Genomic DNA, 25,764 nt, shown 5'->3' on the forward strand with positions numbered 1-25,764 from the left:
GGCTATTTTCTCTGCGAAACCAGCGAGAAATAAGCGCCCTGCGGATCGACGCAATTGACGATCCAGCTTTCGCCGGGAACCTCCATCGGACCGTTGACGACCTGGCCGCCGCCGGTGCTGACGCGGGTGATGGCGTCATCGATACCGTCCACATTGAAGTAATAACCCCAATGGCAGACGGGGACCTGCGGCATGCGTTTCATCATGCCGCCGACGGCCTTGCCCTTATAAGCGAAGATGCGGTACGGGCCCATGTCGCCCATGTCGAAATCATGGTCCTTTGTCCAGCCGAACACATCGCCATAAAAGGCCATGGCCTCGTCAACATTATCGGTAAAGAGCTCGTGCCAGCCGACATGGCCCTGCTTTTCCTGCATATCCTCGGGGAAACCGCCGGTTTCCATCGGCAGCGGCGTCATGATGCAGATCACCGCACCGAAGGGATCCGCGACCACGGCGAAGCGGCCGATTTCGGGAATATCCTGCGGCGGACGCCTGACCGCGCCGCCCTTTTCAGCGAATTGTTTCGCCGTGGCGTCCACATCGTCGACATCGACATAGGCGGTCCAGTTCGGGGGAATGCCCTGACCCTTGTGCTCGTCGGTCAGCTCCATGACGCCGCCCATGCCCTTGCCATCGGCCTCCAGCACCAGATAGGGCATTTCCGGCGAGCCGAAATCCTTGGTCTGCCAGCCGACGACATGACCATAAAAGCGGGCTGCCGCTTCCATGTCGGGCGTCATCAGCTCGACCCAGATGAATTTTCCATGTGTATCGGACATTGTCGTCTCCTATGGAGAGTTTGGCGGGTGTGTTTCGGCAAGCGCCCGCCGCAGGATGCGGCGGCGCCGGTGGTTGTCGGGTGAATTTTCGCAGGGCCTCAGGCCGTGCGGCGGAATTCCGATGTCATGAAGGTCTTGAATGTGCCGTCCGGCTGCCTGACGCTGCCGGAAAAGCTGCGGTGATTGTCGTCATGCAACACCAGCACGTCGTGATAGGTATCGATGCGGCCGGAACCGTCGAAGGCGGGGCCTTCCGCTTCCAGCGTCAGGGTCTTGCCGTCCTCTTCCAGCCAGCCCTTGTAGACCCAGAGATTGGTCATCATCGACCCTACCCAAGTGCCGACGAAATTGCCCTTGGCCGGGTCGAAGCCGACCGTGATCACAGCCGTCATATCCGTGCCGTCAGGCATCTTGCCGGTGCCGTTGCCGATGATCCACAAGCCACCGACGGAGCGGACGGTCTCGGTGAATTGCTGCGACGGGTCGTCGCCATCGTAGCCCTCATGGCCGGAACTGGAGGTCATGACCCAGTCTCCGACGATCCTCTTGAGGAACTCATGTTCCTTCTGCGGCTTGGCGATTTCCATTTCCATTGTTGTTTCCTCCTCGTCCGTCCGTTTTCAGTGGCAGCAGGCTGCCGCCTTCGGCGCGTCCTCATACTGGTCGTGGCGGCGCACCCAGTCCATTACCTCCTCTTCGTTACGGCCTTTTGGCACTAGATCGAGCAGCATCAGCGTGCCGAGCGTCTGTTCCGCGCCGCGGGCGTAAGTGGAATAGGTGTGGTAGATCTTGCCGTCGTCGCCCTTGGCGAAAACGCTGATACCGTGCAGGTCCTTCAGGTCGCCATAGGGCGCCATATCACGGTAATTATAGGTGATTTCACCTTTGGCCATGTCCTCGTCGCGGAACGAGGCCTGATAGTCGTAGTTGAAATCGCTGCTTTCGGCCGAAACCCAGGGGAATTTCCAGCCCATGCGTTTCCTGTAGCTTTCGATCTTCTCAAGCGGCGCGCGCGAAACCGCAACGAAACCCGCATCGCCATGCTTGAGGTGGATCAGCGCGCCATCGACATGATCGGCAAAGAAGGAGCAACCGACGCAGCCCTCCTCCCAGTCCGGCGCCAGCATGAAGTGATAAACGATGAGCTGGCTGCAGGTGCCGAACAGTTCCTTCAGCGATTTGGGGCCGGAAGGGGCATCGAAGATATAATCCTTCGTCACCTCTTCCCACGGCAGCGCACGCCGGGCCTCGTTCAGCCTGTCACGGGCGCGGGTCATTTCCTTTTCCTTCACCAGCAGATCGCGGCGGGCCGCAAGCCACTCCTCTTTCGAAACGACGGGATGAGACATGATCTTTCCTCCTTGGATCCGTCTTTCACCACGGCACCGCCCGCTTTGACGGTGGGCGCCGGCTATTTCTGTGCTGAAAGTCAATAAACAGTCTGCGGGACATCAAGTTCCGCTTGACTAATTAGGTTGATATCAACATATTTATCCCATGTCAAACGCCAGCGTGATTCCTTTTTCGACAACTCTTTTCGTGCGGGATGCCTGTCTGTGCCTGCATGCGCAGCGCGCCGCACGGGCATTGGCGCGGTTGTTCGACAATGCGCTGAAGCCGGTCGGCATCACCAATGGACAATTTTCGCTGCTGATGTCGCTCAACCGGCCGGAGCCGCCGCCGATGGGACCGGTCGCCAATCTTCTGGCCATGGACCGCACGACGCTGACGGCGGCGCTGAAGCCGCTGGAGCGGCGCGGGCTGGTCAGCATCGAGCAGGACCCGAAGGACAAGCGCGGCAAGCGGCTGCGGCTGACGGCGGACGGCATGGCCGTGCTCGCCGCCGCCTTCCCCATCTGGGAACAGACCCATGCCGAAATCGAAGCCCGCATCGGCAGCGGCGACCCCGACCGGCTGCGCCGTGACCTTGTCGACCTCGGCTGACGGGACTGACGGCATGACGCCACTTTTGTCGGCGACAATGTCATCCGGCCGTCGTGCCGGGGAGCGACACTACGAAGAAAGCGCAATCAAGGAGGAATGATCATGCGTGCAATCGTTTTTGTAAAAGCCACCAAAAGCAGCGAAGACGGCGGCATGCCCACGACCGAGCTGATCGAGGCGATGGGGAAATACAATGAAGAGCTGGTCAATGCCGGTATCATGCAATCCGGTGACGGCCTGCACCCCTCCTCCAAGGGCAAGAGGGTTGTGTTCGACGGTGACAGCCGCACGGTGATCGACGGCCCCTTCCCGCACACCAACGAGCTGGTCGCCGGCTTCTGGATTTGGACTGTGAAGGACATGGACGAGGCCGTGGCCTGGGTGAAACGCTGCCCGAACCCGATGCTGGAGCGCAGCGAAATCGAAATCCGCCCGATGTTCGAAATGGAAGACTTCGGCGACGCCGTAACGCCGGAAATCGCCGCGCATGTGGAAGAACTGCGCGCGCGTGTCGCGAAGCAATAAAGCCGCTCAGGCGAGCGCCGGATTAAAATGGGAGTGTGCGGGCTTGCCGCATTCTCCCCCCGCCTGCCGTTGCAAAAGCCGTTGCCTCGAACAACCGCCGCTGTTAATGGTGAAGCGATTCAACCCGTTTCAAGAAAGGAGGCTTCGCATGGATATTTCCTGCTTCTGGCGCAATCGTCAGCTCTGCCACCTTTTTGCCCTGCAGACACGTTTGCAGGGCTGACCGGAACACCAACACTCTGGTTTGCCCAAAAGGCCGCGCAGAATGCAGCTTGTCTGCCGTTGCGCATGTTTTCACGACGGATCACCCCGAACCGAAATCCCGTACTGCCTGTGGCAGACCACGGTTCGTCACGGGTCCGTCTTGCCAGAGACGACTTCATGACCATCATCACGCTTCGAAACCTCGGAATCATTCTGGGCAAGCCGCTTTTTTCCAATCTCAGCCTCACGGTGAATGCGGGAGACCGCATCGGCATCGTCGCCGCCAATGGCTGCGGCAAATCCACCCTGCTCCATTGCCTTTCCGGTGACATGGAGCCCACCAGCGGCGATATCACCCGGCTGCGCGGGCTGACGCAGTCCATCGTCCACCAGCATCTACCCTTGCCGCTTATGGAACAGACGATGCGGGACGCCGTGCTTTCCGCCCTGCCGGAGGATACGGTCGAGAGCGAGAGCTGGCGCGCCGACATTATTTTCGACGCCATGCTGGTGCCGGAGCCGTTCCGCGAGCGCCGCCTGAAAGAGCTAAGCGGCGGCTGGCAGAGGCTTGCCATGCTGGCGCGGGCATGGATCACCGAGCCGGATGTGCTGCTGCTCGACGAGCCGACCAACCATCTCGACCTCGAAAAGATCAATGTGCTGGAAAACTGGCTCGGTGAATTGCCGCGCGATACGGCTGTCATCATCGTCAGCCATGACCGCGCCTTTCTCGATAATGTCACCAGGAGCACGCTGTTCCTGCGGCCGGAAAATTCGGCGCTGTTCCGGCTGCCCTATGGCCACGCACGGGCGGTCCTGGAAGAAGAGGATGCCGCCGATGAGCGGCGTTTCCAGCGCGACATGAAAACCGCCCAGCAATTGCGCCGTCAGGCCGCCAAGCTCAACAATATCGGCATCAACTCCGGCAGCGATCTTCTGACCGTCAAGACCAAGCAATTGCGTGAGCGGGCGGAAAAGATCGAGGAGAAGGCGCGACCAGCCCATATCGAGCGATCCGCCGGCAAGATCCAGCTCGCCAATCGCGGCACCCATGCCAGGGTTCTGGTCACTCTGAAAGATGTGCCGGTCTCGACACCGGACGGAACAGTGCTGTTTCGCACCGGCCGGCAATTTGTCCGTCAGGGGGACCGCATCGTCATTCTCGGCCGCAACGGCGTCGGCAAGACTCGGCTGATGTCGCTTCTGAAGGCGGCCGTATCGGGCGCGGGCCAGATACAGGACGGCATCAAGGCCACGCCCTCGCTGGTGGCCGGATATGTCGACCAGTCGCTCGCCGAGATCGATGACGATAGCACGCCCGTTTCGCTGCTATCACGCCGCTTCGATATTGGCGACCAGCGCATCCATGGCCTGCTCGCGGGCGCAGGCATCGACATGGAAATGCAGAAACGCCGCATCGCCGCGCTTTCCGGCGGGCAGAAGGCGCGGCTTGCCATGCTGGCGCTGCGGTTGGCGGAGCCGAATTTCTACCTGCTGGACGAGCCCACCAACCATCTGGATATTGAGGGGCAGGAAGCGCTGGAGGCGGAAATCATCAACCGCGAAGCCAGCTGCGTGTTCGTCTCGCATGACAGGAGTTTCGTGCGGGCTGTCGGAACCCGCTTCTGGCTGATCGACAAGCGCAGGCTGGTGGAAGTCGACGATCCCGAAGGGTTTTTCGCCTCGGCCTGATGGTCTTGAAAAGCAAACGCCCGTCAGCCCAAAAGGCTGGCGAGGCGTGGATCGTCGGCGAAATCCAAAACCGCAAAACCCGTTCTGCGCATCGGAAATTCGCAGAGCGCCTGCACCCCCGTTTTCGACAGGTGGATACGCCAGCTCATCCGTTCCACCGGCGTCTTCGCGGCAAAAGCCTTCGGCGACAGAACCGCGATGTTGAGGCCACCGGCGGGGTCGCGTACCGAGCGATAGAGGATAGCCTCGATCTTCGCCAGACGCGCCTGATCGGCCAGCGCCTGGCATGGTTCGTAATTCTGCAGATCGGTCCACAGGTGAGTATCCCGGCTCAATTCCGGTTTCGTCAGGTTGAGCGCCGCATCGGTGGCGATACGGGCGGCGAAGGCGGAATAGTCAGCGGGATTGGCGGGCAGCGGCGTGCCCGGCGATTCGGCATAGAACAGCAGCCGGTAAAAGGCCATTTCGGCGAGCGCCGTCTCCACCTTCTGGGCGGCGTAATAAACGCCTTCGGTATAGCCCGCGCGGCGGAAGCGCGAACCATGCGGATAGGCGGCTCCATACCGGAAGGGCGTGGCGAGAAGATAATCGAAACCGGCGCATTCCGGCGGAAAGGGCCGCTTGCTCGTCTCCAGAATATCTTCCAGCAGCGATTGCTCCTCCACCGTATCCACCAGTTTCATGGTGGAGACCTGATGCTGCGCTTCCACCAGACGCCAGTATTTTCCCGATACGGCGCGTTTTTCAGACAGGAGCGCGTCGGGCGTCCAGATAGGAGAGGACATCGATCAATCCGGTAATGGTGGTCAGTTTGTCGGCAGGCACGGCGTTCAGCGCAACATTGTGATTGCGCAGCCAGTTTTTCGCCACGGCCTCATCGCCGCCGGCAATCGCATCCAGCGAGCGGAAAACCCGGATCAGCAGCACCGCAAGCTCGAAGGATTTGGCGCCCGGTTCCAGCAGGAAATCGAGCCGTTTCATGCGCGACACTGTGGGGGCGGAAACGCCGAGAATATCGGCCGTGCGCGCGGCATTCAGGCCCAGCCGCTCGGCGGCGGCGATAACGGCCTTGGTGACGACCCTGCCCTGCGAGGCGGGATCCATGGCGCTTTTGGCGTGAATATTCATGGCGCATATCCTTTCCTTGGAAAGAATATAGCATTTTTCTTTCTGAAAACAAGAAGGCCGGGATGAACCCGGCCCCATTGTTCAGATAGCATAGTCACGCAAACTGGATCAGGCCACCGAGACCGGCACTTCCGTGGAGGTGCGCATGGCGTGGCTGTACGGGCAGACGATGTGCGCGGCGGCAACCAGCTTTTCGGCGACTTCGCGCTCGACGCCTGGAATATTGGCCTTCAGCGACACTTCGATGCCGAAGCCGCCGCCATCTTCGCGCGGGCCGATGCCGACGGTTGCCGTCACAGTCGTGTCTTCAGGAATCTTTACCTTTTCCTTGCCGGCGACAAATTTCAGCGCGCCCAGGAAGCAGGCGGAATAACCGGCTGCGAAAAGCTGTTCCGGATTGGTGCCACGGGCGCCATCGCCGCCCAGCTCCTTCGGAACGGTCAGCGTCACGTCGAGAACGCCGTCTTCCGACTTGGCGTTGCCTGCGCGGCCACCGGTGGCGGATGCTTTGGTCGTGTAGAGAATGGGCATGACATTTACTCCTTCGGGTTGGTGTTGGGCATCTTATAACGCACAATTAAATTGTGCGCAATATAGTTTTGCACATTGAATGAGATTTTGTTTTTTGCGATAATTTTCACGAAATTTCGCCGCGCATCCATGCGGCAGGAACCGAAAGCGGGGGCTGATTGTTCCCTTCCCGGTTGATTTTGGAGCAGGAAAATGGACGCAGAGGGCGACGAGAAGAAGATGGAAAGCCTGCTGAGGCTGGACCAGCAGATATGTTTTGCCCTTTATGGCGCGGCACACGCCTTCACGCGCGCCTATAAGCCGCTGCTCGACCCGATCGGGCTGACCTATCCGCAATATCTCGTCATGATGGCGCTATGGGAAAAAGAGACATCCACCGTCAAGGCGCTCGGCGAAATGCTGGGTCTCGATTCGGGCACGCTGTCGCCGCTGCTGAAGAGGCTCGAACATGCGGGGCTAATCACCCGCAAGCGCGGCACGGTGGATGAGCGGCAGGTGCTGGTGGCCCTGACGCCGAAGGGCGCGAACCTCAAAAAAGAGGGCGTGAAGATCATGGCGGCAATCGGCAGCGCCACCGGCTGCGGGCTGGAGGAGCTGGTGCAGATTCGCGACCGGGTGAATGCGCTGAAGGACAGTCTCAGCCGTCCGTGATCTCGAAAAAACAGGGCGCAACATTTCCACGTCATGCCGGACTGGATCCGGCATCCAGCCACGGCGCGTCTGCGCCGTGGAAGAGTCTTTTGCGATCAAGGACTTGATCGCGCTGGACCCCGGATCAGGTCCGGGGTGACGGTGTGCGGATGAGACATTTTCGCCCATCGTTTTGCCACCGGGAGCAAGACCAGGCGGCCCCAGAGGCCGCCTTCTTATGCAAGGGAAGTCCGGCTTACTGCCAGACCACCACACGCGCCTTCTGCGGCACGCGGTCGTAAAGATCGATGACATCCTGGTTCATCAGGCGCACGCAGCCGGAGGAGACGGCCTTGCCGATGGAGTTCCATTCCGGGGAGCCGTGCAGACGGTAGAGCGTATCCTTGCCGTTCTGGAAGATATAAAGCGCGCGGGCGCCGAGCGGGTTCTTCAGGCCCGGCGGCATGCCGCCGTTCTTGGAGGAATATTTGACCAGTTCCGGCTGCCGGGCGACCATTTCGTCCGGCGGGGTCCATTTCGGCCATTTCTGACGCCACTGGATGACGCCCTCGCCCGACCAGGCGAAACCTTCGCGGCCGATGCCGACGCCATAACGCATGGCGCTGCCGCCCTGCTCCACGACATAAAGGAAGCGCGAGCGCGTATCGACAACCACGGTGCCGGGACGTTCGCCGGTCGGGTCGACAACCCGCTGGCGGTAATAACGGCGGTCGATTTTCTGATAGGGGACGGCGGGAATGACGTAACCGCCATCCTCAACCGAGCCGTACATGACGGCCAGTTCCGCATCGCTGACGCCCGGCGAAAACATCTGCCGGAAATCGCTGCCGATGGCGCTTGCCTGCTGGCGAATGGCGTCTCCCGTGCCCGACGAGGCGCAGCCTGCGAGAAGCGAAGCGGAGGAGATGCCGAGAAGGGAAAGGAAGGTGCGTCTGGAAAGATCTGTGTCGGTGCTTGTCATAAGGCCGGTTTGTCCCACATTTCGAACGGCTATATCGCCGTTGTACGTCATTTGTTCCGTTTCATGCGTATTGCGAAAATAGTTAACCGACCGCTAAAAGCCAGTCACAAGGCGCTGGCGGAATGGGTCCAATATCTCTTTCTTTTAGAACGTGTTCAGATAACCACAATCTGCGCCCCCTGCGGCACACGTTCGTAGAGATCGATCACATCCTGATTGAGCATGCGCACGCAGCCGGAGGACGTCGCTTTACCGACAGACTGCCAGTCCGGCGTGCCATGCACGCGGTAAAGCGTGTCCTTGCCATCCTTGAAGATATAAAGCGCACGCGCGCCGAGCGGGTTGTTGAGACCGGGCGTCATGCCGCCATTGGCGGCCGAGATGGAGGCGAGCTCCGGCTGGCGCTTGACCATTTCATCGGGCGGTGTCCAGCGCGGCCATTTCGCCTTCCACTGGATCTTGCCGCGGCCCGACCAGGCATAACCGTCGCGCCCCAGCCCAACGCCGTAACGGATCGCCTTGCCGCCGGACTGCACGAGATAGAGAAAATGCTGTCTGGTATCGACGATAATGGTGCCGGGGGCTTCCGCCGTCTGGTAGCTCACTTCCTGCCTGAGATAACGCGGATCGATGCGGCCATAGGGAATGGCCGGCAGCGAGCGGTCCTCATCGCGGATCGGGCCATACATGACCCGGTGCAGCGGATTGGAGACAGGCAGGCCATATGCCATCGTCTGGCCCTGCGGCTGCGGCGCGTTATAACCCTGCACCTGCGGGGCTTGCAGCCCCTGCCCGCGCACCGGCGGACCGTATTCCTGATGGAAGCGGGTTCTGAACAGATCCGGCGGGCGCGTCGAAAGCTGGCCCGGCTGCGGCGGCAGTTCCGGCTGACGATTGGAGCTGACGGAGTTGAAATTGAATACCGGCGCCGTTTCCCTGACGAAAACATCCGGGTCCATCCGGGTCGTATCCGTCACGAAAAGGCAGCCGCTCATGAGAGGCAGCAGGGCAAGCCCCGCCAGAGAGGCCGCCCGGCGACCGTTTTTCAAAAGGAGTGCTATCATCTGAACCGCTTCATGGAATCCAATCTGCCGGCATGATGAACCGTGCGGCTGGCGCGAAGCTGGCGTCGGTTTTTCAAAAAAAATCGAAAAACCGCATTTTTGCTCTTGAAGCTCTAGTTGCTAGAGGTGCCAGATTGGCTGTCGACTGGAATTCAGGAGCGGAAACCATGAATATTTCGACAGGCATAAACATCAAGGGCAAAGACGGCGAGCAACTGACCTTCTCCGTTGGCGGCATGGATTGCGGCAGCTGCGCGGCGAAAATCGAAACCGCGCTTTCCCGCCTGCCGGGCGTTGCCGACATCAAGGTTTCCGTTGCGCGCGAAAGGCTGAACCTTTCGCTCGCCGAAAGCAAAACCTCGGTCGAAAAAATCGAAGACACGCTGCGCAAGCTCGGATTCAAACCCGCTTTGCTGCCGCAGGAAAAAGTCTCCCGCGCAAAAGTCGAAGCGGATCATCACGGCCACGGTCATGATGACCACGATCATTCGTCCTGCGGCGGCCACCATGCCGATACCGGAGCGAGCGCCGACAGCAGCAATGCGCTGACCTTCTCGGTCGGCGGCATGGATTGCGGCAGTTGCGCCGCCAAGATCGAGACCGCGCTCTCCCGCCTGCCCGGCGTTGCCGACGTCAAGGTTTCCGTTGCGCGCGAAAGGCTGAACCTTTCGCTCGCCGAGAGCAAAACTCCAGTCGAAAAAATCGAGGACACGCTGCGCAAGCTCGGATTCAAGCCGGCCCTGCTGCCGCAGGAAAAGACCGCGCGAGAAAAAGCAGCAGATCACAATCACGACCATGATCACGGGTCATGCAGCGGCCATCACCACGACCATGACCATTCGGGGCATGACCATTCCGCACACGATCACGCGTCCTGCGGCGGGCATGTTCATGACCACTCCAAGCATGACCATTCTGGTCACGATCATTCCGGCCACGACCATGCGGGCCATTCGCATGGTTCCGCTCCGGCGGCTGCAGTGCAGAGCGGGGAACATGCCCATGGCGCGGATGAAAAAGGCGCGTGGTGGCGCACCGCAAAGGCGCGCAACACCTTCACCGGCACCATTCTGGTCGCCATCGCCTATGCGGCGGAACTCACCTTCCCGGCATGGGGCGGTTACGCCTTCATTATCGCCACGCTGGTCACGCTCTTCCCGATCGCAAGAAATGCCTTCAACGCCGCCCGTTTCGGCGCGGTCTTCACCATCGAAATGCTGATGACGATTGCCGCCATCGGCGCGATCATCATCGGCGAGGCGGAAGAGGCGGCCATCGTCGTGTTGCTCTTCTCCGTCGGCGAATTGCTGGAAGGTTTCGCCGCCGCCCGCGCCCGCTCGGGCATCAAGGCGCTCGGTTCGCTGCTGCCGAAAACGGCGCTTGTGGAAGAAAACGGCGCGCTGCGACAGGTTGCGGCCGATCAGGTGCGCATCGGCCAGGTGGTCGTGGCGCGTCCCGGCGACCGTATCGCCGCCGATGGCGTTGTCATGGAAGGCCAGTCGAGCGTCGATGAATCGCCGATGACCGGAGAGAGCATCCCCGTCGCCAAGGAAAAGGGCGCGCGCGTCTTTGCCGGCTCGATCAACCACGACGGCTCGCTGCGCATCCGCGTCGACCGCGCACCGGAAGACAATACCATTGCCCGCATCATCACGCTCGTCGAGGAAGCACAGGATGCCCGCGCCCCGACGGAACGCTTCATCCAGAGCTTCTCGCGTTATTACATGCCGCTGATCGTGGCGATCTCGGTGCTGACCATCATCGTGCCGCCGCTTGTCGGCCTCGGCGACTGGGATACATGGATTTATCGCGGTCTCGCCCTGCTGCTGATCGGTTGCCCCTGCGCGCTGGTCATCTCGGTTCCCGCGGCCATCGCCTCCAGCCTTTCGGCCGCGGCACGCCACGGCATGCTGGTGAAGGGCGGCGCGGTCATCGAAATGCTGGCGCGCACCGAAACCGTCGCCTTCGACAAGACCGGCACGCTGACGCTCGGCGAACCTGTCGTGACCGACGTGGTGGCGCTTGACGGCAACGAGGCCGAGCTGATTGCGCAAGCCGCAACCATCGAGCACGAATCGAGCCATCCGCTCGCCCGCGCCATCGTCAATCATGCCGAAAAGCTGGGCGTGAAGCCCCTGCCCGGCTCCAACATCAAGGCGATTTCCGGTCGCGGCATGCAGGGCAATGTCGGCGGAAAAGAGCTGTTCATCGGCGCACCGCGCTTTGCAACGGAAGTCGGCACCCTCTCGAAGGACCTTTCCGATCGCATTTCCGCACTGGAAAGCGAAGGCAAGACGGTGGCTGTCGTGATAGTCGGCGGGGCGGCAAGCGGCCTCTTCGCCATGCGTGATGAGCCGCGCAAGGATGCGGCCGAAGGCGTGAAAGCGCTGAAGGAAATGGGCATTTCCTCGCTGATGCTGTCGGGTGACAATGCCCGCACGGCGCGTGCTATCGGCAACAAGCTGGGCCTTGAGGCGCGCGGTGAACTGCTGCCGCAGAACAAGGTCGAGGAAATCCGCAAGCTTGCCGAAAAGAAGACCGTGGTGATGGTGGGCGATGGCATCAACGATGCGCCGGCCCTCGCGGCGGCCAGCGTCGGCGTCGCCATCGGTTCCGGAACCGATGTGGCGATGGAAGCGGCGGATGCGGCGCTGATGCGCAACAATGTCGGCGACGCCGCCCGCCTGATCGGCCTGTCGCGCGCCACCATGAGCAATATCCGCCAGAACGTGACCATCGCGCTCGGCCTGAAGGCGGTCTTCCTTGTCACCACCGTCACCGGCGTTTCGGGCCTGTGGCTCGCCGTTTTCGCCGATACCGGCGCGACGGTTCTGGTGACCGCCAATGCCATGCGGCTGCTCGGCTATTTCAACCGCAACAAGGGCTGACATTCCATTCGCATGCAAGACGGCCGGGTCTCGTCAATCGAGGCCCGGCCGTCTCATTTACGGCATATTGACAAACTAATTGCGTCCAATAAATACCGCGTACCGCCGTTTCCACGTGCGTGACAATCGATTCCACGCGCAGGAGCGCTGAACTTGGCAAAGCATGGCTATAACCGCATCGCGTACCGCGCGATCAAGATCGGTGGAAACATCGCCAAGGTCATCTTTTCCATCGATCTGTTCATCCGGCCCGGCAGAAGAAAAACGCTTCCGCAATATCAGCCAGCCAGACGCAGCCCGAAATCGGAAAAGGCCATTCCCCGCATCATCTGGCAGACGAATTACTCCAACCGGGTAACGACGCCGATCTATGCGAATTTCCTGTTCAACCGTTGGCTGACGCCGGAATTCGAATATCGCTACCATGATGACGAGGCGTGCCAGACCTATATCGACCGGCATTTTCCCGGACGTTACGCCGACGCCTTCCGTCGCCTGCAGGTGGGCGCCGCCAAGGCGGATTTCTGGCGTATTCTGGTGCTTCTGCAGGAAGGCGGCATCTATCTCGATATCGATTCCAATTTTGCGGCCCGCCCCGAGGATGTGATCGACCCGCAGGAAGAGGCCGTTTTCATCGCCATGAAAAGCGGCGAGATCACGAATTACTTCATGGCCTCCAGGCCCGGCCACCCGGCGCTCAGGCTGATGGCCGACCGTATTTCCCAGAATATCGAAGACGGAACGCTCGTCAGCGTCTATGACATGACCGGCCCGACAGTGGTGCATGCCGTCGTCAAGGAACTGGGGCTTCCGGTTCGCAGTTACCGCGAGATGTGCACCCAGGGGCAATTCACCAACAAGCGCGCCCAATATGCCGACAAAAAAGACGGCGCATGGTGGGCGGAGCAGGCCAAGACGTCCATCGTCAAGAACTAGGGCATCTGCGGCAAACGTGCGAAGCGGTTTGGGCGGACGTGCTCCTGAACCTCAGACGTTCCTAAACAGCGGCACAGTTCGCATTTCAAACGAAGGCGTTGAAAAGGCGGATGCTTTCCTCGACCGCATGCGGCACCACGCCGTTATGGGTGCCGGGCAACAGCTTCTTGTCGACCTTGAAGCCGGATGTCAGGGCGCGATCCACGAAAAGCTGGTGATCGGCATCGAAAGGCCGTTCCTCCGTGCCGCGCAGAAGCAGCGCCGGACATTTGAGGCTGGGGCCGAAACAGACGGAGGAACGCATGATGAATTCGCGCTCGTCGGTCTCGTCGAAACAGATCTCGTCGCTATAGCGGTTGAAATAACGCCAGGAATTGACGCCGGCGGAGATGGGGGCTGCGGCGCGGAACCTGCGGCTCATGGCGGCCAGAAGCGTCAGCGTGCCGCCATTGGAATGGCCGGCGATGAAGAAGCGGTTTCTGTCGATGCCGGGAAGGTTTTCCAGATAGGTGGCCGCCGCCAGCGCATCCGCCGTTTCGTCGTAGAAACCGGAATAATTGCCGCTCTGGCCGTTTTCACCACGGAACGACGGCAGAAGCACGACATAGCCCGCTTCCCAATAGGGCTTCATCAGCGCCCAATGGCCGTCTCCGGTGGCGTTGCCGCCATGAAGAAAAAGTACGGCGGGCTTCAGCGTTTTTGACGGCTGGTAATGGGAGAGCCAGGCGACAAGTTCGATGGAACCATCCGGCCCGCCGGGATAGGTGACACGTTCCGCCCCGGGCGGCGTGCCGAGCGCCGAGGATTTTTCCGGTGCAGCCATTTTTCGCAAGAGATGGGTGTGGAACCGTTTGCGTGCCTCCGCATAATCCTGCCGCTCCAGCGGCAACACCTCGGGCGCGGCAATGCCCGCTTTCGCACGGGGTGGTAAAAATGCGGCCGCCGACAGCCCCATGGCGCCGGCCAGAAGGCTTCGCCGGGTGAGGCTCGGCAAGATGGTGCCGCTCTCTTCCTGTCCGAAGGCTGAGGAAAGAAAGCGTTTGTCTGCCATATGGTCACCTGAAGGGATGGTTGTAACAGCAGTTCAACACTGCGGCGGGAGGCTGTCCAATCACGGATTCGCGAATGACAACAATGTATTCGCAGCCATCATGGCAATTTCTGGACCGCGTCTTCCCCGTTTCCGCGCCTGCCACGGAGGATAAGGGGCGGCCAGGGCACCCTACACCTCTACAGCATCGATCATCGCCACCAGTGTCGAGAGCCTGTCCGCCTCCGCCGGCAGCTTGTCGGCGCGCAGCCGCGCAATGCGCGGGAAGCGCATGGCGACGCCGGATTTGTGGCGGGTGGAACGGTTGATGCCCTCGAAGGCCACCTCCAGCACGAAACCGAAATCGGGCGTGGCGCGCACCGCCCGCACCGGGCCGAAACGCTCGACCGTGTTGTCGCGCACGAATTTGTCCAGCACCTCCAGCTCCGCATCGGTGAAGCCGAAATAGGCCTTTCCAACAGGCACCAGCTGCTCGCCATCCTCGCCTTCCGCCCAGACGCCGAAGGTGAAATCGGAATAGTAGCTAGAGCGCTTGCCGTGGCCGCGCTGCGCATACATCATCACGGCGTCGATATTATAGGGATCGCGTTTCCACTTGAACCACGGCCCCTTGGCGCGGCCGGCCTGATAGGCGCTGTCGCGGCGCTTGATCATCACGCCCTCGATCACCGGATCGGGAGGGGCGGCGCGCAGCGTGTCGAGTTCCTGCCAGCTGGAAAAGCCGATCAGCGGCGAGAGGTCGAAACGATCATGCGGCGCGTGCTCGATAATATCCGCCAGGCGGCCGCGGCGCTCCATGTAGCTTTCGGCGCGAATATCGCTCTCTCCATCGAACAGCAGGTCATAGGCGCGGATAAAGGCGGGATAGTCATCCAGCATCTTCGCTGTGACCGACTTGCGGTTAAGCCGCTGCTGCAGGTCGGAAAAGGTGCGGGTGAGATTGTTGGAGCGCGCTGTGCCGCCGATCAGCAACTCGCCATCCATCACACCTTCGAAATCGATCGCCTCCAGAACATCGGGAAAGGCGCCGGAAATATCGTCGCCGGAGCGGGAGTAGAGTTTTCGCGTGGCGCCTGCGCGGGACAACTGCACGCGAATACCGTCCCATTTCCATTCGGCGGCGTAATCGGCCGGGTCCAGCGCATCGAGGTCGCCATCGGAAACCGGTGTCGCCAGCATCACCGAATGGAAGATGGCGGGCGTCGCCAGCACCGGCCGCTCCGCCCTGCCCTCGAGCCATGCGAAAAGCGGCGTATAGGGCGGCGTCAGCCCGTGCCAGAGGGTCTCGATTTCGGTGATGTCTTTCCCGGCGAAATCGGCCAGCGCCTGCCGTGCCAGCCGCGCCGAAACGCCGATGCGCAGGCTGCCGGTGGCGAGTTTGAGGAAAGCGAAACGCGAGGATGTATCGAGCCGGTCGAGAAGATCGCGCACTGCGCTGCGAACCTCCGTGCGGCCGAGTGAATTCATCAGTGTCACGACGTCGCCGAGGCGCGGATCCTGCGCCTCGGAATCATCCGCTCCGCCGATATTGCCCCAGACCAGCGAAATGGTTTCGGCCAGATCACCGACATAATCATAGGAATAGCGGAACAGAACCTCATCCATCCGCTCCAGCACGAGTTCGCGCAGCAGCGCGGGTTTGACGCTTTTCAAGTCCAGCGTGCCGGCAATCGCCGCCAGCCCGTAACCCCGGTCGGGATCGGGCGTATCGCGGAAATAATCGGTCAGCAGCTTCAGTTTGCCGTTACGCGAGGGAGTAAGAACGAGGCGGTCGAGCAGCGTGGCGAAGGCTTTCATCTCAATCCCCCTCATCCTCGTAACCGACAAGATGCAGCGGCTTGGCGGCAATGCCCTGCAACTCGCACCAGCGCACCAACGCCTCCTCACGGCCATGGGTGACCCAGACGGCCTGGGGGCCGATTTCCTTGATCGTCTCCAGAAGTTCCGGCCAGTCGCAATGGTCTGATATCACCAGCGGCAGCTCCACACCGCCCTGTTTGGCGCGCTGCCGGACCATCATCCAGCCGGAAGCGAAAGCGATGAGCGGTTCGTTGAAGCGTCGCGCCCAGCGTTCCTGAAAAGCCGAGGGCGGGCCGACGACAATCGCGCCCTTGAAGGCGGAAGGATCGCTTTTTTCGAGCGTTGCCGGGCGCAGATCACCGAGATCGATGCCCTGCGAGACGTAATAATCGCAAAGCCGCGCCAACGCGCCGTGAATATAAATGGGATCGGAATAACCGTTGTCCCGCAAAAGCCTGATGACGCGCTGCGCCTTGCCGAGCGAATAGGCCCCGATGAGATGGGTCCGTTCGGGAAATTGCCGGATCGAGGTGAGCAGCTTGCCGATTTCCACGCGCGGCAGCGGATGGTGAAACACCGGCAGGCCGAAGGTGGCCTCGGTGATGAAGACATCGCAGGGAACGATCTCGAAGGGTGCGCAGGTGGGGTCGACGCCGCGCTTGTAATCGCCCGATGCGACGATGCGCAGGCCGTTCATTTCCACCGAGATTTGCGCCGAACCCAGCACATGGCCGGCGGGATGGAAACCGGCGGTGACGCCGTTCACCTCCACCGTCTCGCCGAATGCCACCGCCTGCTCGCTGCCGCAGAAATCCTCACCGTAACGGATACGCATGATATCCAGCGTCTGGCCCGTGGCCAGTACCGCGCCATGGCCGGCGCGGGCGTGATCGGAATGGCCATGCGTGATGAGCGCCCGCGCCACCGGGCGCACGGGATCGATATAAAAATCGCCCGCCGGGCAATAAAAGCCCTTGGGCGTGGAATTCAGGAGCTGTTCCGGCTTCATATTCATTGAGATAGGGCCGCCCTCGTGAATGTAAAGTGCTGCGAGCATAACGCGGAACGGGCGTTAAATTTCCAGCGGCGGTGTTTTTGTTTTGCCACCCGTCATTTCGGCGTTGAGCCGCGGCTATATGGAGTTTTGGTCCGAAGTTCGCGGGCGCAACGCCAACGCACGACCGGCTTACAGGGTAGCCATGGGATTTAAACTTGCGGAAATGTATCCAATCGGATACATGCTGTCATGAACAGCTTCGAGAAGTCGGCAGAGTTCGACGAATGGCTGAAGGCTTTGAAAGATCGCGCCGGAAAGGTGCGGATTCTTCATCGTCTCACCGCGGCCGAGCATGGGAATTTCGGCGATTGTGAGCCGGTAGATGGAGGCGTTTCTGAAATGCGTATCCACTTCGGCCCGGGTTATCGGGTCTATTTCACCCGCGTTGGCAAGAGGATTTATTTCCTTCTGATCGGCGGGGACAAGTCTTCGCAAAAGCGTGACATAAAACGCGCAATCGGGATGGCACAGACAATAGGAAGGGATGGCCGTGACGAAATTTAGCCTATTCGATGTGTCGGACTATCTGGATAGCGATGAAGCCATGATCGAATATCTGGCGATCGCGATGGAAGACGAAAACCCTGACGTGTTCATTGCCGCCCTTGGCGCAGTCGCCAGGGCGCGCGGAATGTCACATGTTGCGGATGCTTCGGGTCTGGGTCGCGAAAGCCTCTACAAAGCACTCAAGCCCGGTTCCAAGCTTCGCTATGAGACCGTGCAGAAAGTCCTGCATGCGCTGGGCTTCAGACTGGCCGTCGAAAAATCATTGAGCGCCGCGTAAGGCCGGTATTTTCGCCAGCTTTACGACTACGCGTCACTACTCCGCCGCCCCTTCGGCCGGCTTCGCCTGCACCGCCGCCGGCAGTCGCACCGGTTTCAGCATCAGCGCCGCCGCAAGGCCGATGGCGGCGGTTGCGGCTGCGGCGAAGAAGAGCGGCGTAAACGCATCCGAATAGAGCGAGGCGACGGCGGCCTGCGAGGCGGCCGGGAGTTCGGAGAGCATTTTCGGCGTCAGTTCCTCAATCTTGCCGACACCGGGAATATCGACCACCACGCCCTTGAGGCTCGATGACACGATGGCGCCATAGACCGAAATGGCAATGGCAGCGCCACCCATGCGGGTCAGGGTCACCGCGCCGCTCGCCGCACCGATATCCGCCTTGGGCGCGGAATTCTGCACGCCGATGATGGGCGCCTGCTGGCCGAGGCCGACAGCAAAGCCTTGCGCCAACATGAGGACCGCAATCACCCAAAGCGGCGTTCCTGCATGCATCTGCGTGAAGAGCAGCATGGCGATGACGTTGATGGAGAGACCCGCCACCGAGAAGGGCTTGTAGACGCCGGTAATCGAAATCAGCCGTCCCGCCGAAAGCGAGCCCATGACGATGCCGCCGGTGACGGCGATGAAGAACAGGCCGGCATGGGAGGGCGAAAGCCCGGTCGTGGTCTGCAGGAACAGTGCATAATAATTGACCATGCCGATACCGATGCCGCCGCTGGTCAGCGACACGATCATCAACAGTGGAAAGGTGCTGTCCTTGAAGAGCCTGAGCGGCACAACCGGCTCCGGCGCGCGGCGTTCCACCTGCACCCAGAGAAAGGCGGCGATGACGGCGAAAGCAATGATGCCGAGGCTGGGGCCTGCAATCAGCGAGCCGAACAATTCGCTGCTGTCTGCCCAGAAGACCACGCTGGCAATGGTGGCCGCCAAGAGCACCGCGCCGAGATAATCGATCTTCGGCTGGCGCGCCGGACGACGGTACGGCAGCATCAGCGCCAGCCCTGCAATGACGATAATACCGAGTGGCAGGTTGATGAGGAAGATCGACCGCCAGCCGAACAGGTCGCTCATCGTGCCGCCGAGGATCGGGCCGACGCTGCCGGATGCCATGATGGTGAGGCTGGAATAGCTCTGGTAGCGGGCGCGCTCGCGCGGTTCAAACAGGTCCGCATTGACGGAGAAGATCGACACCATGATGCCGCCGCCGCCAAGCCCCTGCAGAACGCGGGCGGCAATCAGCGAATCCATCGACCATGCCAGACCGCAGGCGAGCGAGCCGAGCGTGAAGATGACGACCGCCGCGATCATCACATATTTGCGGCCGAACAGATCGCCGAGCTTGCCATAAACGGGCATGACGGCGCTTGTCGCCAGAAGATAGGCAGAGCCGATCCAGCCGAAGCGCTCCAGCGCGCCGAACTCACCGACGATGGTGGGCAATGCTGTCGATACGATCTGGTTATCGAGGGTCGCCATGAACATGGCCAGCATCAGAAACAGAAAGACGATGAGCCTGCGGCGATGATCCGACACAAGCGGCGCCACGGGGGCGGTGGACATATCCATGAAAAATCTCGTTGGCTTCCGGCGGTTTTGCTGCGACAATTTGTGTGCTATCAGCATATATATGTCAATGGCAAGTTTTTGACATCTGTGCTAATGCCGCTAAATGTGATCGGAAAACAGCATCGAAAGGGACGATGAAGCGTGGCGACCGAGGAAAACTGGAACGAGGATCTGCCCGAGGACATCAAGCGGATCGGCAATACGATGACGCGCATGCGCATCATGATCGGCCGCCGCATCATCGGCCGCATGGCGCTTGCCAGGCTCGCTCCGGGTCTCGAACTTTCCCATATCGACGTTCTCGATATTCTGCGCCGGGCGGAAGGCGATGTGACCGTGGGTGCGATTGCCGAGGGCATGCGCATCGATCCCTCCCGCGGCAGCCGGGTGGTGGCGGATATGGTGGGGCGCGGCCTGCTGAAACGCGGCGTTTCCCAGAAAGACGGCCGCCGCAGCATTGTCGAGATCACGCCGCTCGGCACCAGTCTGTTGCAAGAGATGCGCCGGACCAAGATGAGCGTCATCGAGGATGTGATGGATGGATGGCCGGCGGAGGATGTGGAGACATTCGCCCGCCTGTTCGAACGCTTCATCGACCGTTTCGAATATCGTCTGTCGCCGGATACGGACTTCTTCACGGATCAGAAAAAATCATAGCTGCCCCGGCGATCTGCAACTTCACTTTAAGAGGGTGAAACCGTAACGTGCCGCGCATCGAACTGGTCAAGGGGTAATTTCGATGTTGACGATTTACGGTGTCTATCGTTCCCGTGCCACGCGCACGCTGTGGCTTGCGGGTGAACTGGGCATAGAATTCAAGCATGTGCCCGTGATACAGGCCCGCCGCCTTGCCGATCCGCTGGCTGCGGATGCGCCGCTCAACACGCTGTCTCCCGCATTTCTCGCCGTCAACCCGATGGGCACCATTCCCTGCATCGAGGATGACGGCATGGTGCTTTACGAATCCATGGCCATCAATCTCTACCTTGCCCGCAAATATAGCGGGCCGCTGGCTCCGATCGACCTGAAGGAAGATGCGGCGATGCTGCAATGGTCCTTCTTTGCCGCCACCGAAGTCGAAACCAATTCGCTGAAGATTTCCTCCGCCATCGCCGAAGGCCTGTCGGAAAGCGATAGCGGCAAGGCCGTGATCGATGTCGCCGCCCGGCTGCTGAAGCGCCCCTTCCGGGTGCTGGAGCAGCATCTTTCCAGCCACGACTATCTGGTGGGCGACCGTTTCACCGTCGCCGATCTCAACGCGGCGGAAATCGTTCGTTACGCGCAGGGCCACAAGCCGCTGTTCGATGCCCATCCGGCGCTGAAAGCCTGGCTGGATCGCTGCCAGGCCCGCACAGCGTTCAAGACCATGTGGGACACCCGGGCCGCCGAGGCGGCCTGAGCGGGCGAGCCCTTTACCCCTCCGTCATGCCGGACCTGATCCGGCATCCAGCCAGCCCAAGTCCTTGGGCTGAAAGGACTCTTCTCGCCGCGCAGACGCGCGTCGGCTGGATTCCGGCTCGGGGCCGGAATGACGGAAATACTGGGCCCCTCAGCCCCTCTCGCCCGCCAGCGCCCGCTGCACCGCAGGGCGGTCGTTCATGCGGCGGAAGTGGTCGTGCACTTTCGGGAAACGGGCAATATCCACGCCATCGCTTTCCAGCCAGCCGGACATGACGAAAAGATAGGGATCGGCAACCGAATAGGCGGTGCCAAGAACCCAGGGGCCGTGCAGCATGCCGTGCTCGATCAGTTCGAAGCACTCGCCCATGGTCTGCGGCACTTTCGCCTTCATATCGGCCAGCGAACTATCCTCATTCGCCCAGCGGCTGCCGCGCCGGCCATGCGCATGGGCAACATGCACGGTGGAGGAAATGAAGGCGTTGAAGGACTGCATCAGCGCGAATTCGAACGGATCGTCGAGCGGCGCAAGCTTCTTTTCCGGCGCCATCTGGGCAATGAAGGCGAGGATGGCGGGCGTCTCCGTCAGCACGCCGCTCGCCGTCGCCAGCGCCGGCACGCGGCCCTTGGGATTGATCTTCAAAAATGCCTCGGAGCGTTGCTCGCCTTCCGCGAAATTGACGCGGCGGGCCTTGTAAGGCAGGCCGGATTCCTCCAACGCGATATGGCTGGCGCGGGAGCAGGAACCGGGGGAGAAAAACAGTGTGAACATGGATATGCGACCTCCAAAGCAATGAAGCGCCCGCTTCTTCCTCATGCAGACGCCGCCCCTCGGCGGCCATGGGATGGCCGTCGCACGCAGGGCACGTCATCATCGTGCCCGCAACCGGCCGCGTCAAAGGTTATTTATAGCCCGACGACGCGGATATCGCCGACATGGATGCCGTTCCAGTTGCGCATCTGCCGGTTCGCCATGCCGCTCAAAGCCTGCTGCTCGGCGCTGCCTTCATCGAAATAGCGCGCAAGCAGTGCCGAGACCATGGCTTCCGCCGCACGCGTCGTGCCGTCTTCGCATTTCACCGCCATGGCAATGCCCTTTTCCGGCAGGGCGGCGATGAAGACGCCCTCCGCCCCGGTCTTTGCGAAGATTTTTCCCGGCGCGATCTGCATCAGCTTCGTGCAGGCGCGGCCGGTGCCCGCAACGTAAAAGGGCTCCGCCATGCAGGCCTCGACGAGACGGCGCGAGGCTTTCGCACGGCCCGCTTCCAACCCCCTGCCCGTCGCCATCTTTGCGAAACCGTGCGCCAGCCCTTTGAGCGGAACCGCATAGGTCGGGATGGAGCAGCCATCCACGCCGCAATTGTCCTGACCGAGAGCAGCACCCGTCAGGCTTGCCATCGTGGCGCGGATTTCCCGCTGCAGCGGGTGATCGTAACCGACATAGCCCTCTGGGTCAGTGCCGGTGTGGCAGCAGGCGCAGATGAAACCGGAATGTTTGCCGGAGCAATTATTGTGAAGCGCCGTCGGCTTTTCCAGCGTGCGGGCCTGATGGATGATGGTTTTCTGGTCGGAAGACCAATGTGCGCCGCATTCCAGCGTATCCACATCCCTGCCCGCCTTCGCCAGCATTGAAGCAGCGAGCTCCACATGCGCGTCCTCGCCGGAATGGGAGGAGCAGGCAAGCGCCAGTTCGCGGTTGCCGAAGCCGTAGGCATCCGCAGCACCGCTTTCCACCAGCGGCAGCGCCTGCATGGCCTTGCAGGCGGAACGCGGGAAGATGCCGCGCTCGATATCGCCAGCCGAAAACAGCACGCCGCCATCGCCATCCACCACCACGGCAAGGCCATGATGGCGGCTTTCCACGAGGTTGCCGCGGGTAACTTCGACGGTAACGGAATTGTTCATTTTCGCAGCCTCAAAAAATTCTGATTTCATGTGGTTGATACCGCAATTGATTTTTCGATGCACGGGGCTGCCGGTGAAATTTGCTAAACGTCTGCTGCTGGCGATTGCCGTCATCTATCTGCTGCCGGCACTGGCATCGGCCGGGCTTTGGGCCATGAAGGACCATCCGCGCGGGTGGAGCGCCGCCAGATGGTCATCGTCAGGCATGCTGCCGCCCGCTTCGAGCGACGGGCAAGCCGCCGTCTACATCTTCTCCGCCATGACCGGAGGCTTCAAGGGTTCCGTTGCCAGCCACGCCTGGGTCGTTCTGAAAAAGCCTGACGCTACGAGCTATGACCGTTATGACAAGGTGGGCTGGGGCACGCCGATCCGCCACAACGGTTATGCGGCCGATGCCTATTGGTATTCCAACATGCCGCGCCAGGTGGTGGCCATTCACGGCGCAGAGGCGGAAAAGCTGATCCCTAAGATCGAAAAGGCGATTGCCGATTACCCCTATGGCAAGCCGGGCGGCTATCGCATCTATCCCGGTCCCAACTCCAACACCTTCGTCGCCCATGTGCTGCGCAGCGTGCCGGAACTCGGCGTCGTGCTGCCGCCGGATGCGGTCGGCCGCGATTATCTGCCGGATGGCGCTTTTTACCACATCGCCGATGACTGGAAGGATGCGAGCGTTTCGCTCGGTGGCCTGTTCGGCATTTCGGCGGGTGCGCGCAGCGGTTTCGAGATCAATTTTCTCGGTCTTGTCGCCGGCATCGATTTCAGCCGGCCCGGCGTGAAGATACCGGGGCTCGGTTATTTCGGCGTGGCGGGCATCCGCGCATAAACGGTTACGTTTCGCTGGCCTGAGCGGCGCGCCGGGCGCGGATGCTCTGGGCGATGAAGACCCGCGACAGGCCATGATAAAGCGGCTCGCGGGAGAAAAGCCGCGACGTCAGATACCCGAGCATCGATGCGGCCATGATGGGCATGACGCCTTCATGATTGCCAGTCATTTCAAGGATAATGACAAAGGCCGTCATCGGCGCCTGCACCACGCCCGCAAAATAACCCGCCATGCCGACGATGGCGCCAAGGCCGATGCTGGTGCCGAGCAGGCTTGCCATGGTGCTGCCGAAACCCGCGCCCACTGACAAGGACGGCGCGAAAATGCCGCCCGGAATGCCCGACATCATGGCGAGGAACGTCGCCGCCAGTTTTTCGATGAAAAAGAATGTCGGCGCTGCCTCGCCCTCGATTGCCGCGCGTGCCTGTTCGTAACCGGTGCCGAAGGTCGCGCCGCCCGTTGCGATGCCGAGGACGGCGGAAGCAAGGCCGCAGGCGGCGGCGACCGCCAGCATCCGCTTCAGCGGCATGGTCTGGGCAAAACGGCGGATACGTGCCGAGAGCCTCAGGGCACCGGCGCTGAACAGCGCGCCGAACGCGCCGCCGCCAATGCCGCAGACCAGAACCAGCAGCCAGTCCATGGTCGTTTTCGCCATCACCGAACTGGTGCCGAAATAGGTATAGCTGCCGACCAGCGCCAGCGAAGCGAGGCCCGACAGGATGACGGCAGTGAGAACGAGGCCATTGGCGCGGGATTCATAGGTCTTGCTCATCTCCTCGATGGCGAAGACGATGCCGGCGAGCGGCGTGTTGAAGGCCGCCGCAATGCCCGCCGCCGAGCCAGCGAGAATGAGGCCCTTCGCCTGCGCCATGCCGCCCCAGCGGGCGGCCTGCAGCATGATCGAGGCGCCAACCTGAACGGTTGGTCCCTCGCGGCCGATGGAGGCACCGGACAAAAGCCCGGCCACCGTCAACACCACCTTGCCGAAAGCGAGTTTCAGCGACAGAAGCCGCGAACGGTCCGCATCTTCCCGCAGGTGCCGCGCGGCGATGGCCTGCGGGATGCCGCTGCCGCCGGCATTGGGGAAAACCGTGATCGCGAGCCATGCGCAGAGCGTAAACCCGAGCGGCGTGATGATGAGCGGCAGCAGAAACGCCCATTCGCCCGATGATGTCGCCGCAAAGAAAAGGTGCTGGGCCCGATCCGCCGCCCACGCAAACCCGACGCTGATAAGGCCGACAGCAATCGCGCCAATCCAGAAAACCGCCCTCGGCCTCCACACCCGCCACGAACCCCACACGACACGGGAACGGCGGAGCATCTTCAGCTTTTTGTAGTCGACGGGCATGGCGGTCCAGATCGGTGATTTCGGTATTGTTTCTCGGGCGGGATGCCCGTTTATCTGCCTCCCCGGGCGCGATTGCAAGGTTTTGCATTTGACAGGTCGCCCCTATCGGCGCATTCTTTGCGTCGCAATTGCAACGCACGGAGACGTAGACATGAAAACGGCAACGATCCCTTCACTGCGGGTGACGGCGGATTTTCGCGAGGCTGCTGAAAGCGTGCTGAAGGAAGGCGAGACGCTTTCTTCCTTCGTTGAAGAGTCCGTGCGCAGACAGGTGCAAATCCGTAAATCCCAGGCGGAATTCATCGCGCGCGGGCTGGCGTCACTCGAAGAAGCGGAGCGCACCGGCGTTTATTATAGCACCGACGATGTTCTTTCGATGATGCAAAAGAAACTTGATGCTGCGAAAGCCGCGAAGCGGAAATGACGTATGAGCTTCGCTATACCGAAGAAGCCTTGGCCGATTTTGATCGCATCTATGATTTTCTGATCGCCTACGACATCGATGTGGCTGAGAAAGCAATCCGCGCCATAAGAGCAGGACTGGAGATTCTCGGCGATTTTCCCTTCAGTTGCCGCAAGGCATCCCCGGAAAACGGCCTGATACGCGAACTCCTCATACCGTTCGGCTCATCAGGCTATATCGTGCTGTTCCGCATCGATGGCCCGAAAACCGTCACCATTGCCGCCGTTCGCCACCAGCGCGAGGACGATTACCATTGATCC

28 protein-coding genes are annotated in these 25,764 nt (G+C 61.1%); 13 read left to right on the forward strand and 15 right to left on the reverse strand.

Features of this window, described 5'->3' with window-relative positions:
• Positions 1 to 2: 2 nt before the first annotated feature.
• From F3H58_RS11390 to F3H58_RS11400, 3 genes are all read right to left on the reverse strand, one after another.
• Complete coding sequence (locus F3H58_RS11390; protein ID WP_149742260.1) at positions 3 to 782, reverse strand: VOC family protein; 780 nt, start codon at positions 780 to 782, stop codon at positions 3 to 5.
• Positions 783 to 880: 98 nt separating this feature from the next.
• Positions 881 to 1,375 carry a DUF1579 domain-containing protein gene (locus tag F3H58_RS11395; RefSeq protein WP_149742261.1) on the reverse strand — a complete coding sequence of 165 codons (495 nt, stop codon included), beginning with the start codon at positions 1,373 to 1,375 and terminating at the stop codon, positions 881 to 883.
• A gap of 27 nt (positions 1,376 to 1,402) precedes the next feature.
• Positions 1,403 to 2,131 carry a DUF899 domain-containing protein gene (locus tag F3H58_RS11400; protein ID WP_149742262.1) on the reverse strand — a complete coding sequence of 243 codons (729 nt, stop codon included), beginning with the start codon at positions 2,129 to 2,131 and terminating at the stop codon, positions 1,403 to 1,405.
• 148 nt (positions 2,132 to 2,279) lie between these two features.
• Between F3H58_RS11400 and F3H58_RS11405 the strand changes: the two genes are divergently transcribed.
• The 3 genes from F3H58_RS11405 to F3H58_RS11420 all read left to right on the forward strand — a co-directional run bounded on the left by F3H58_RS11405 (position 2,280) and on the right by F3H58_RS11420 (position 5,147).
• Positions 2,280 to 2,726 (forward strand): MarR family winged helix-turn-helix transcriptional regulator, encoded by a 447-nt coding sequence (locus tag F3H58_RS11405; protein ID WP_142778861.1) that lies wholly within the window; start codon positions 2,280 to 2,282, stop codon positions 2,724 to 2,726.
• A 102-nt stretch (positions 2,727 to 2,828) separates the two neighbouring features.
• Positions 2,829 to 3,251 carry a YciI family protein gene (locus F3H58_RS11410; RefSeq protein ID WP_149742263.1) on the forward strand — a complete coding sequence of 141 codons (423 nt, stop codon included), beginning with the start codon at positions 2,829 to 2,831 and terminating at the stop codon, positions 3,249 to 3,251.
• Positions 3,252 to 3,632: 381 nt separating this feature from the next.
• Positions 3,633 to 5,147 carry an ABC-F family ATP-binding cassette domain-containing protein gene (locus F3H58_RS11420; RefSeq protein WP_149742265.1) on the forward strand — a complete coding sequence of 505 codons (1,515 nt, stop codon included), beginning with the start codon at positions 3,633 to 3,635 and terminating at the stop codon, positions 5,145 to 5,147.
• Between the two features lie 23 nt (positions 5,148 to 5,170).
• Here F3H58_RS11420 and F3H58_RS11425 read toward each other — a convergent pair whose 3' ends face one another.
• The 3 genes from F3H58_RS11425 to F3H58_RS11435 form a co-directional block, all read right to left on the reverse strand.
• Positions 5,171 to 5,932 (reverse strand): RES family NAD+ phosphorylase, encoded by a 762-nt coding sequence (locus tag F3H58_RS11425; RefSeq protein WP_188128876.1) that lies wholly within the window; start codon positions 5,930 to 5,932, stop codon positions 5,171 to 5,173.
• Positions 5,892 to 6,275 carry an MbcA/ParS/Xre antitoxin family protein gene (locus tag F3H58_RS11430; protein WP_020813119.1) on the reverse strand — a complete coding sequence of 128 codons (384 nt, stop codon included), beginning with the start codon at positions 6,273 to 6,275 and terminating at the stop codon, positions 5,892 to 5,894. The genes F3H58_RS11425 and F3H58_RS11430 overlap by 41 nt, the downstream gene beginning before the upstream one ends.
• A 108-nt stretch (positions 6,276 to 6,383) precedes the next feature.
• On the reverse strand, positions 6,384 to 6,806 hold the full coding sequence (locus tag F3H58_RS11435; protein WP_003509379.1) for an organic hydroperoxide resistance protein: 423 nt from the start codon (positions 6,804 to 6,806) through the stop codon (positions 6,384 to 6,386).
• A gap of 192 nt (positions 6,807 to 6,998) precedes the next feature.
• On the opposite strand from F3H58_RS11435, the gene F3H58_RS11440 reads away from it, so the two are divergent.
• Entirely contained in the window at positions 6,999 to 7,457 is a 459-nt protein-coding gene (locus F3H58_RS11440; RefSeq protein WP_020009598.1) for a MarR family winged helix-turn-helix transcriptional regulator, read from the forward strand.
• 235 nt (positions 7,458 to 7,692) lie between these two features.
• Here the strand turns inward: F3H58_RS11440 and F3H58_RS11445 are convergent, their stop codons facing one another.
• Positions 7,693 to 8,418: a L,D-transpeptidase gene (locus F3H58_RS11445; RefSeq protein WP_065654265.1), complete on the reverse strand. Its 726-nt coding sequence runs from the start codon at positions 8,416 to 8,418 to the stop codon at positions 7,693 to 7,695.
• Positions 8,419 to 8,573: 155 nt separating this feature from the next.
• A complete protein-coding gene (locus F3H58_RS11450) occupies positions 8,574 to 9,482 on the reverse strand; it encodes a L,D-transpeptidase (RefSeq protein WP_149742266.1) in 909 nt (302 codons plus the stop codon).
• A gap of 167 nt (positions 9,483 to 9,649) precedes the next feature.
• Here F3H58_RS11450 and F3H58_RS11455 point away from each other — a divergent pair, with 167 nt between their 5' ends.
• Both F3H58_RS11455 and F3H58_RS11460 read left to right on the forward strand, forming a co-directional pair.
• Positions 9,650 to 12,370, forward strand: a complete 2,721-nt coding sequence (locus F3H58_RS11455) for a heavy metal translocating P-type ATPase (RefSeq protein WP_149742267.1) — start codon at positions 9,650 to 9,652, stop codon at positions 12,368 to 12,370.
• Between the two features lie 153 nt (positions 12,371 to 12,523).
• Entirely contained in the window at positions 12,524 to 13,306 is a 783-nt protein-coding gene (locus F3H58_RS11460) for a glycosyltransferase family 32 protein (protein WP_188128877.1), read from the forward strand.
• Positions 13,307 to 13,391: 85 nt separating this feature from the next.
• Here F3H58_RS11460 and F3H58_RS11465 read toward each other — a convergent pair whose 3' ends face one another.
• The 3 genes from F3H58_RS11465 to F3H58_RS11475 form a co-directional block, all read right to left on the reverse strand.
• Positions 13,392 to 14,357 (reverse strand): alpha/beta hydrolase family protein, encoded by a 966-nt coding sequence (locus F3H58_RS11465; RefSeq protein ID WP_149742269.1) that lies wholly within the window; start codon positions 14,355 to 14,357, stop codon positions 13,392 to 13,394.
• Between the two features lie 171 nt (positions 14,358 to 14,528).
• Positions 14,529 to 16,154, reverse strand: coding sequence for a cisplatin damage response ATP-dependent DNA ligase (locus F3H58_RS11470; RefSeq protein WP_149742270.1), 1,626 nt, complete (start codon positions 16,152 to 16,154; stop codon positions 14,529 to 14,531).
• A gap of 1 nt (position 16,155) precedes the next feature.
• Complete coding sequence (locus F3H58_RS11475) at positions 16,156 to 17,172, reverse strand: ligase-associated DNA damage response exonuclease (protein WP_188128878.1); 1,017 nt, start codon at positions 17,170 to 17,172, stop codon at positions 16,156 to 16,158.
• Between the two features lie 231 nt (positions 17,173 to 17,403).
• Here F3H58_RS11475 and F3H58_RS11480 point away from each other — a divergent pair, with 231 nt between their 5' ends.
• Positions 17,404 to 17,718: a type II toxin-antitoxin system RelE/ParE family toxin gene (locus tag F3H58_RS11480; RefSeq protein WP_149742271.1), complete on the forward strand. Its 315-nt coding sequence runs from the start codon at positions 17,404 to 17,406 to the stop codon at positions 17,716 to 17,718.
• The gene (locus F3H58_RS11485) at positions 17,699 to 17,998 is read left to right on the forward strand and encodes an addiction module antidote protein (protein WP_149742272.1); all 300 of its coding nucleotides are present in this window, start codon (positions 17,699 to 17,701) and stop codon (positions 17,996 to 17,998) included. Before F3H58_RS11480 ends, F3H58_RS11485 begins: the two co-directional genes overlap by 20 nt.
• Before the next feature lie 36 nt (positions 17,999 to 18,034).
• Here F3H58_RS11485 and F3H58_RS11490 read toward each other — a convergent pair whose 3' ends face one another.
• Complete coding sequence (locus tag F3H58_RS11490) at positions 18,035 to 19,564, reverse strand: MDR family MFS transporter (RefSeq protein ID WP_188128879.1); 1,530 nt, start codon at positions 19,562 to 19,564, stop codon at positions 18,035 to 18,037.
• A 141-nt stretch (positions 19,565 to 19,705) separates the two neighbouring features.
• Between F3H58_RS11490 and F3H58_RS11495 the strand changes: the two genes are divergently transcribed.
• Together F3H58_RS11495 and F3H58_RS11500 are read left to right on the forward strand one after the other, a co-directional pair.
• Positions 19,706 to 20,221 carry a MarR family winged helix-turn-helix transcriptional regulator gene (locus F3H58_RS11495; protein WP_149742273.1) on the forward strand — a complete coding sequence of 172 codons (516 nt, stop codon included), beginning with the start codon at positions 19,706 to 19,708 and terminating at the stop codon, positions 20,219 to 20,221.
• Positions 20,222 to 20,303: 82 nt separating this feature from the next.
• Positions 20,304 to 20,963 carry a glutathione S-transferase family protein gene (locus tag F3H58_RS11500; RefSeq protein ID WP_149742274.1) on the forward strand — a complete coding sequence of 220 codons (660 nt, stop codon included), beginning with the start codon at positions 20,304 to 20,306 and terminating at the stop codon, positions 20,961 to 20,963.
• Positions 20,964 to 21,113: 150 nt separating this feature from the next.
• Here F3H58_RS11500 and F3H58_RS11505 read toward each other — a convergent pair whose 3' ends face one another.
• Positions 21,114 to 21,734 carry a glutathione S-transferase family protein gene (locus F3H58_RS11505; RefSeq protein WP_149742275.1) on the reverse strand — a complete coding sequence of 207 codons (621 nt, stop codon included), beginning with the start codon at positions 21,732 to 21,734 and terminating at the stop codon, positions 21,114 to 21,116.
• A 134-nt stretch (positions 21,735 to 21,868) separates the two neighbouring features.
• The gene (locus tag F3H58_RS11510) at positions 21,869 to 22,867 is read right to left on the reverse strand and encodes an asparaginase (RefSeq protein ID WP_149742276.1); all 999 of its coding nucleotides are present in this window, start codon (positions 22,865 to 22,867) and stop codon (positions 21,869 to 21,871) included.
• Positions 22,868 to 22,940: 73 nt separating this feature from the next.
• Between F3H58_RS11510 and F3H58_RS11515 the strand changes: the two genes are divergently transcribed.
• Complete coding sequence (locus F3H58_RS11515) at positions 22,941 to 23,693, forward strand: DUF3750 domain-containing protein (protein WP_188128880.1); 753 nt, start codon at positions 22,941 to 22,943, stop codon at positions 23,691 to 23,693.
• A 4-nt stretch (positions 23,694 to 23,697) separates the two neighbouring features.
• On the opposite strand, the gene F3H58_RS11520 is transcribed toward F3H58_RS11515, so the two are convergent.
• Positions 23,698 to 25,041, reverse strand: coding sequence for a chloride channel protein (locus F3H58_RS11520; protein WP_188128881.1), 1,344 nt, complete (start codon positions 25,039 to 25,041; stop codon positions 23,698 to 23,700).
• 151 nt (positions 25,042 to 25,192) lie between these two features.
• On the opposite strand from F3H58_RS11520, the gene F3H58_RS11525 reads away from it, so the two are divergent.
• Entirely contained in the window at positions 25,193 to 25,465 is a 273-nt protein-coding gene (locus F3H58_RS11525; RefSeq protein WP_003522215.1) for a YlcI/YnfO family protein, read from the forward strand.
• Positions 25,462 to 25,761, forward strand: a complete 300-nt coding sequence (locus tag F3H58_RS11530; protein WP_137409916.1) for a type II toxin-antitoxin system RelE/ParE family toxin — start codon at positions 25,462 to 25,464, stop codon at positions 25,759 to 25,761. Before F3H58_RS11525 ends, F3H58_RS11530 begins: the two co-directional genes overlap by 4 nt.
• Positions 25,762 to 25,764: the final 3 nt, after the last annotated feature.

This window comes from Rhizobium sp. NFACC06-2 (assembly GCF_900101425.1).
GTDB classification, from domain to species: Bacteria; Pseudomonadota; Alphaproteobacteria; order Rhizobiales; family Rhizobiaceae; genus Agrobacterium; species Agrobacterium leguminum.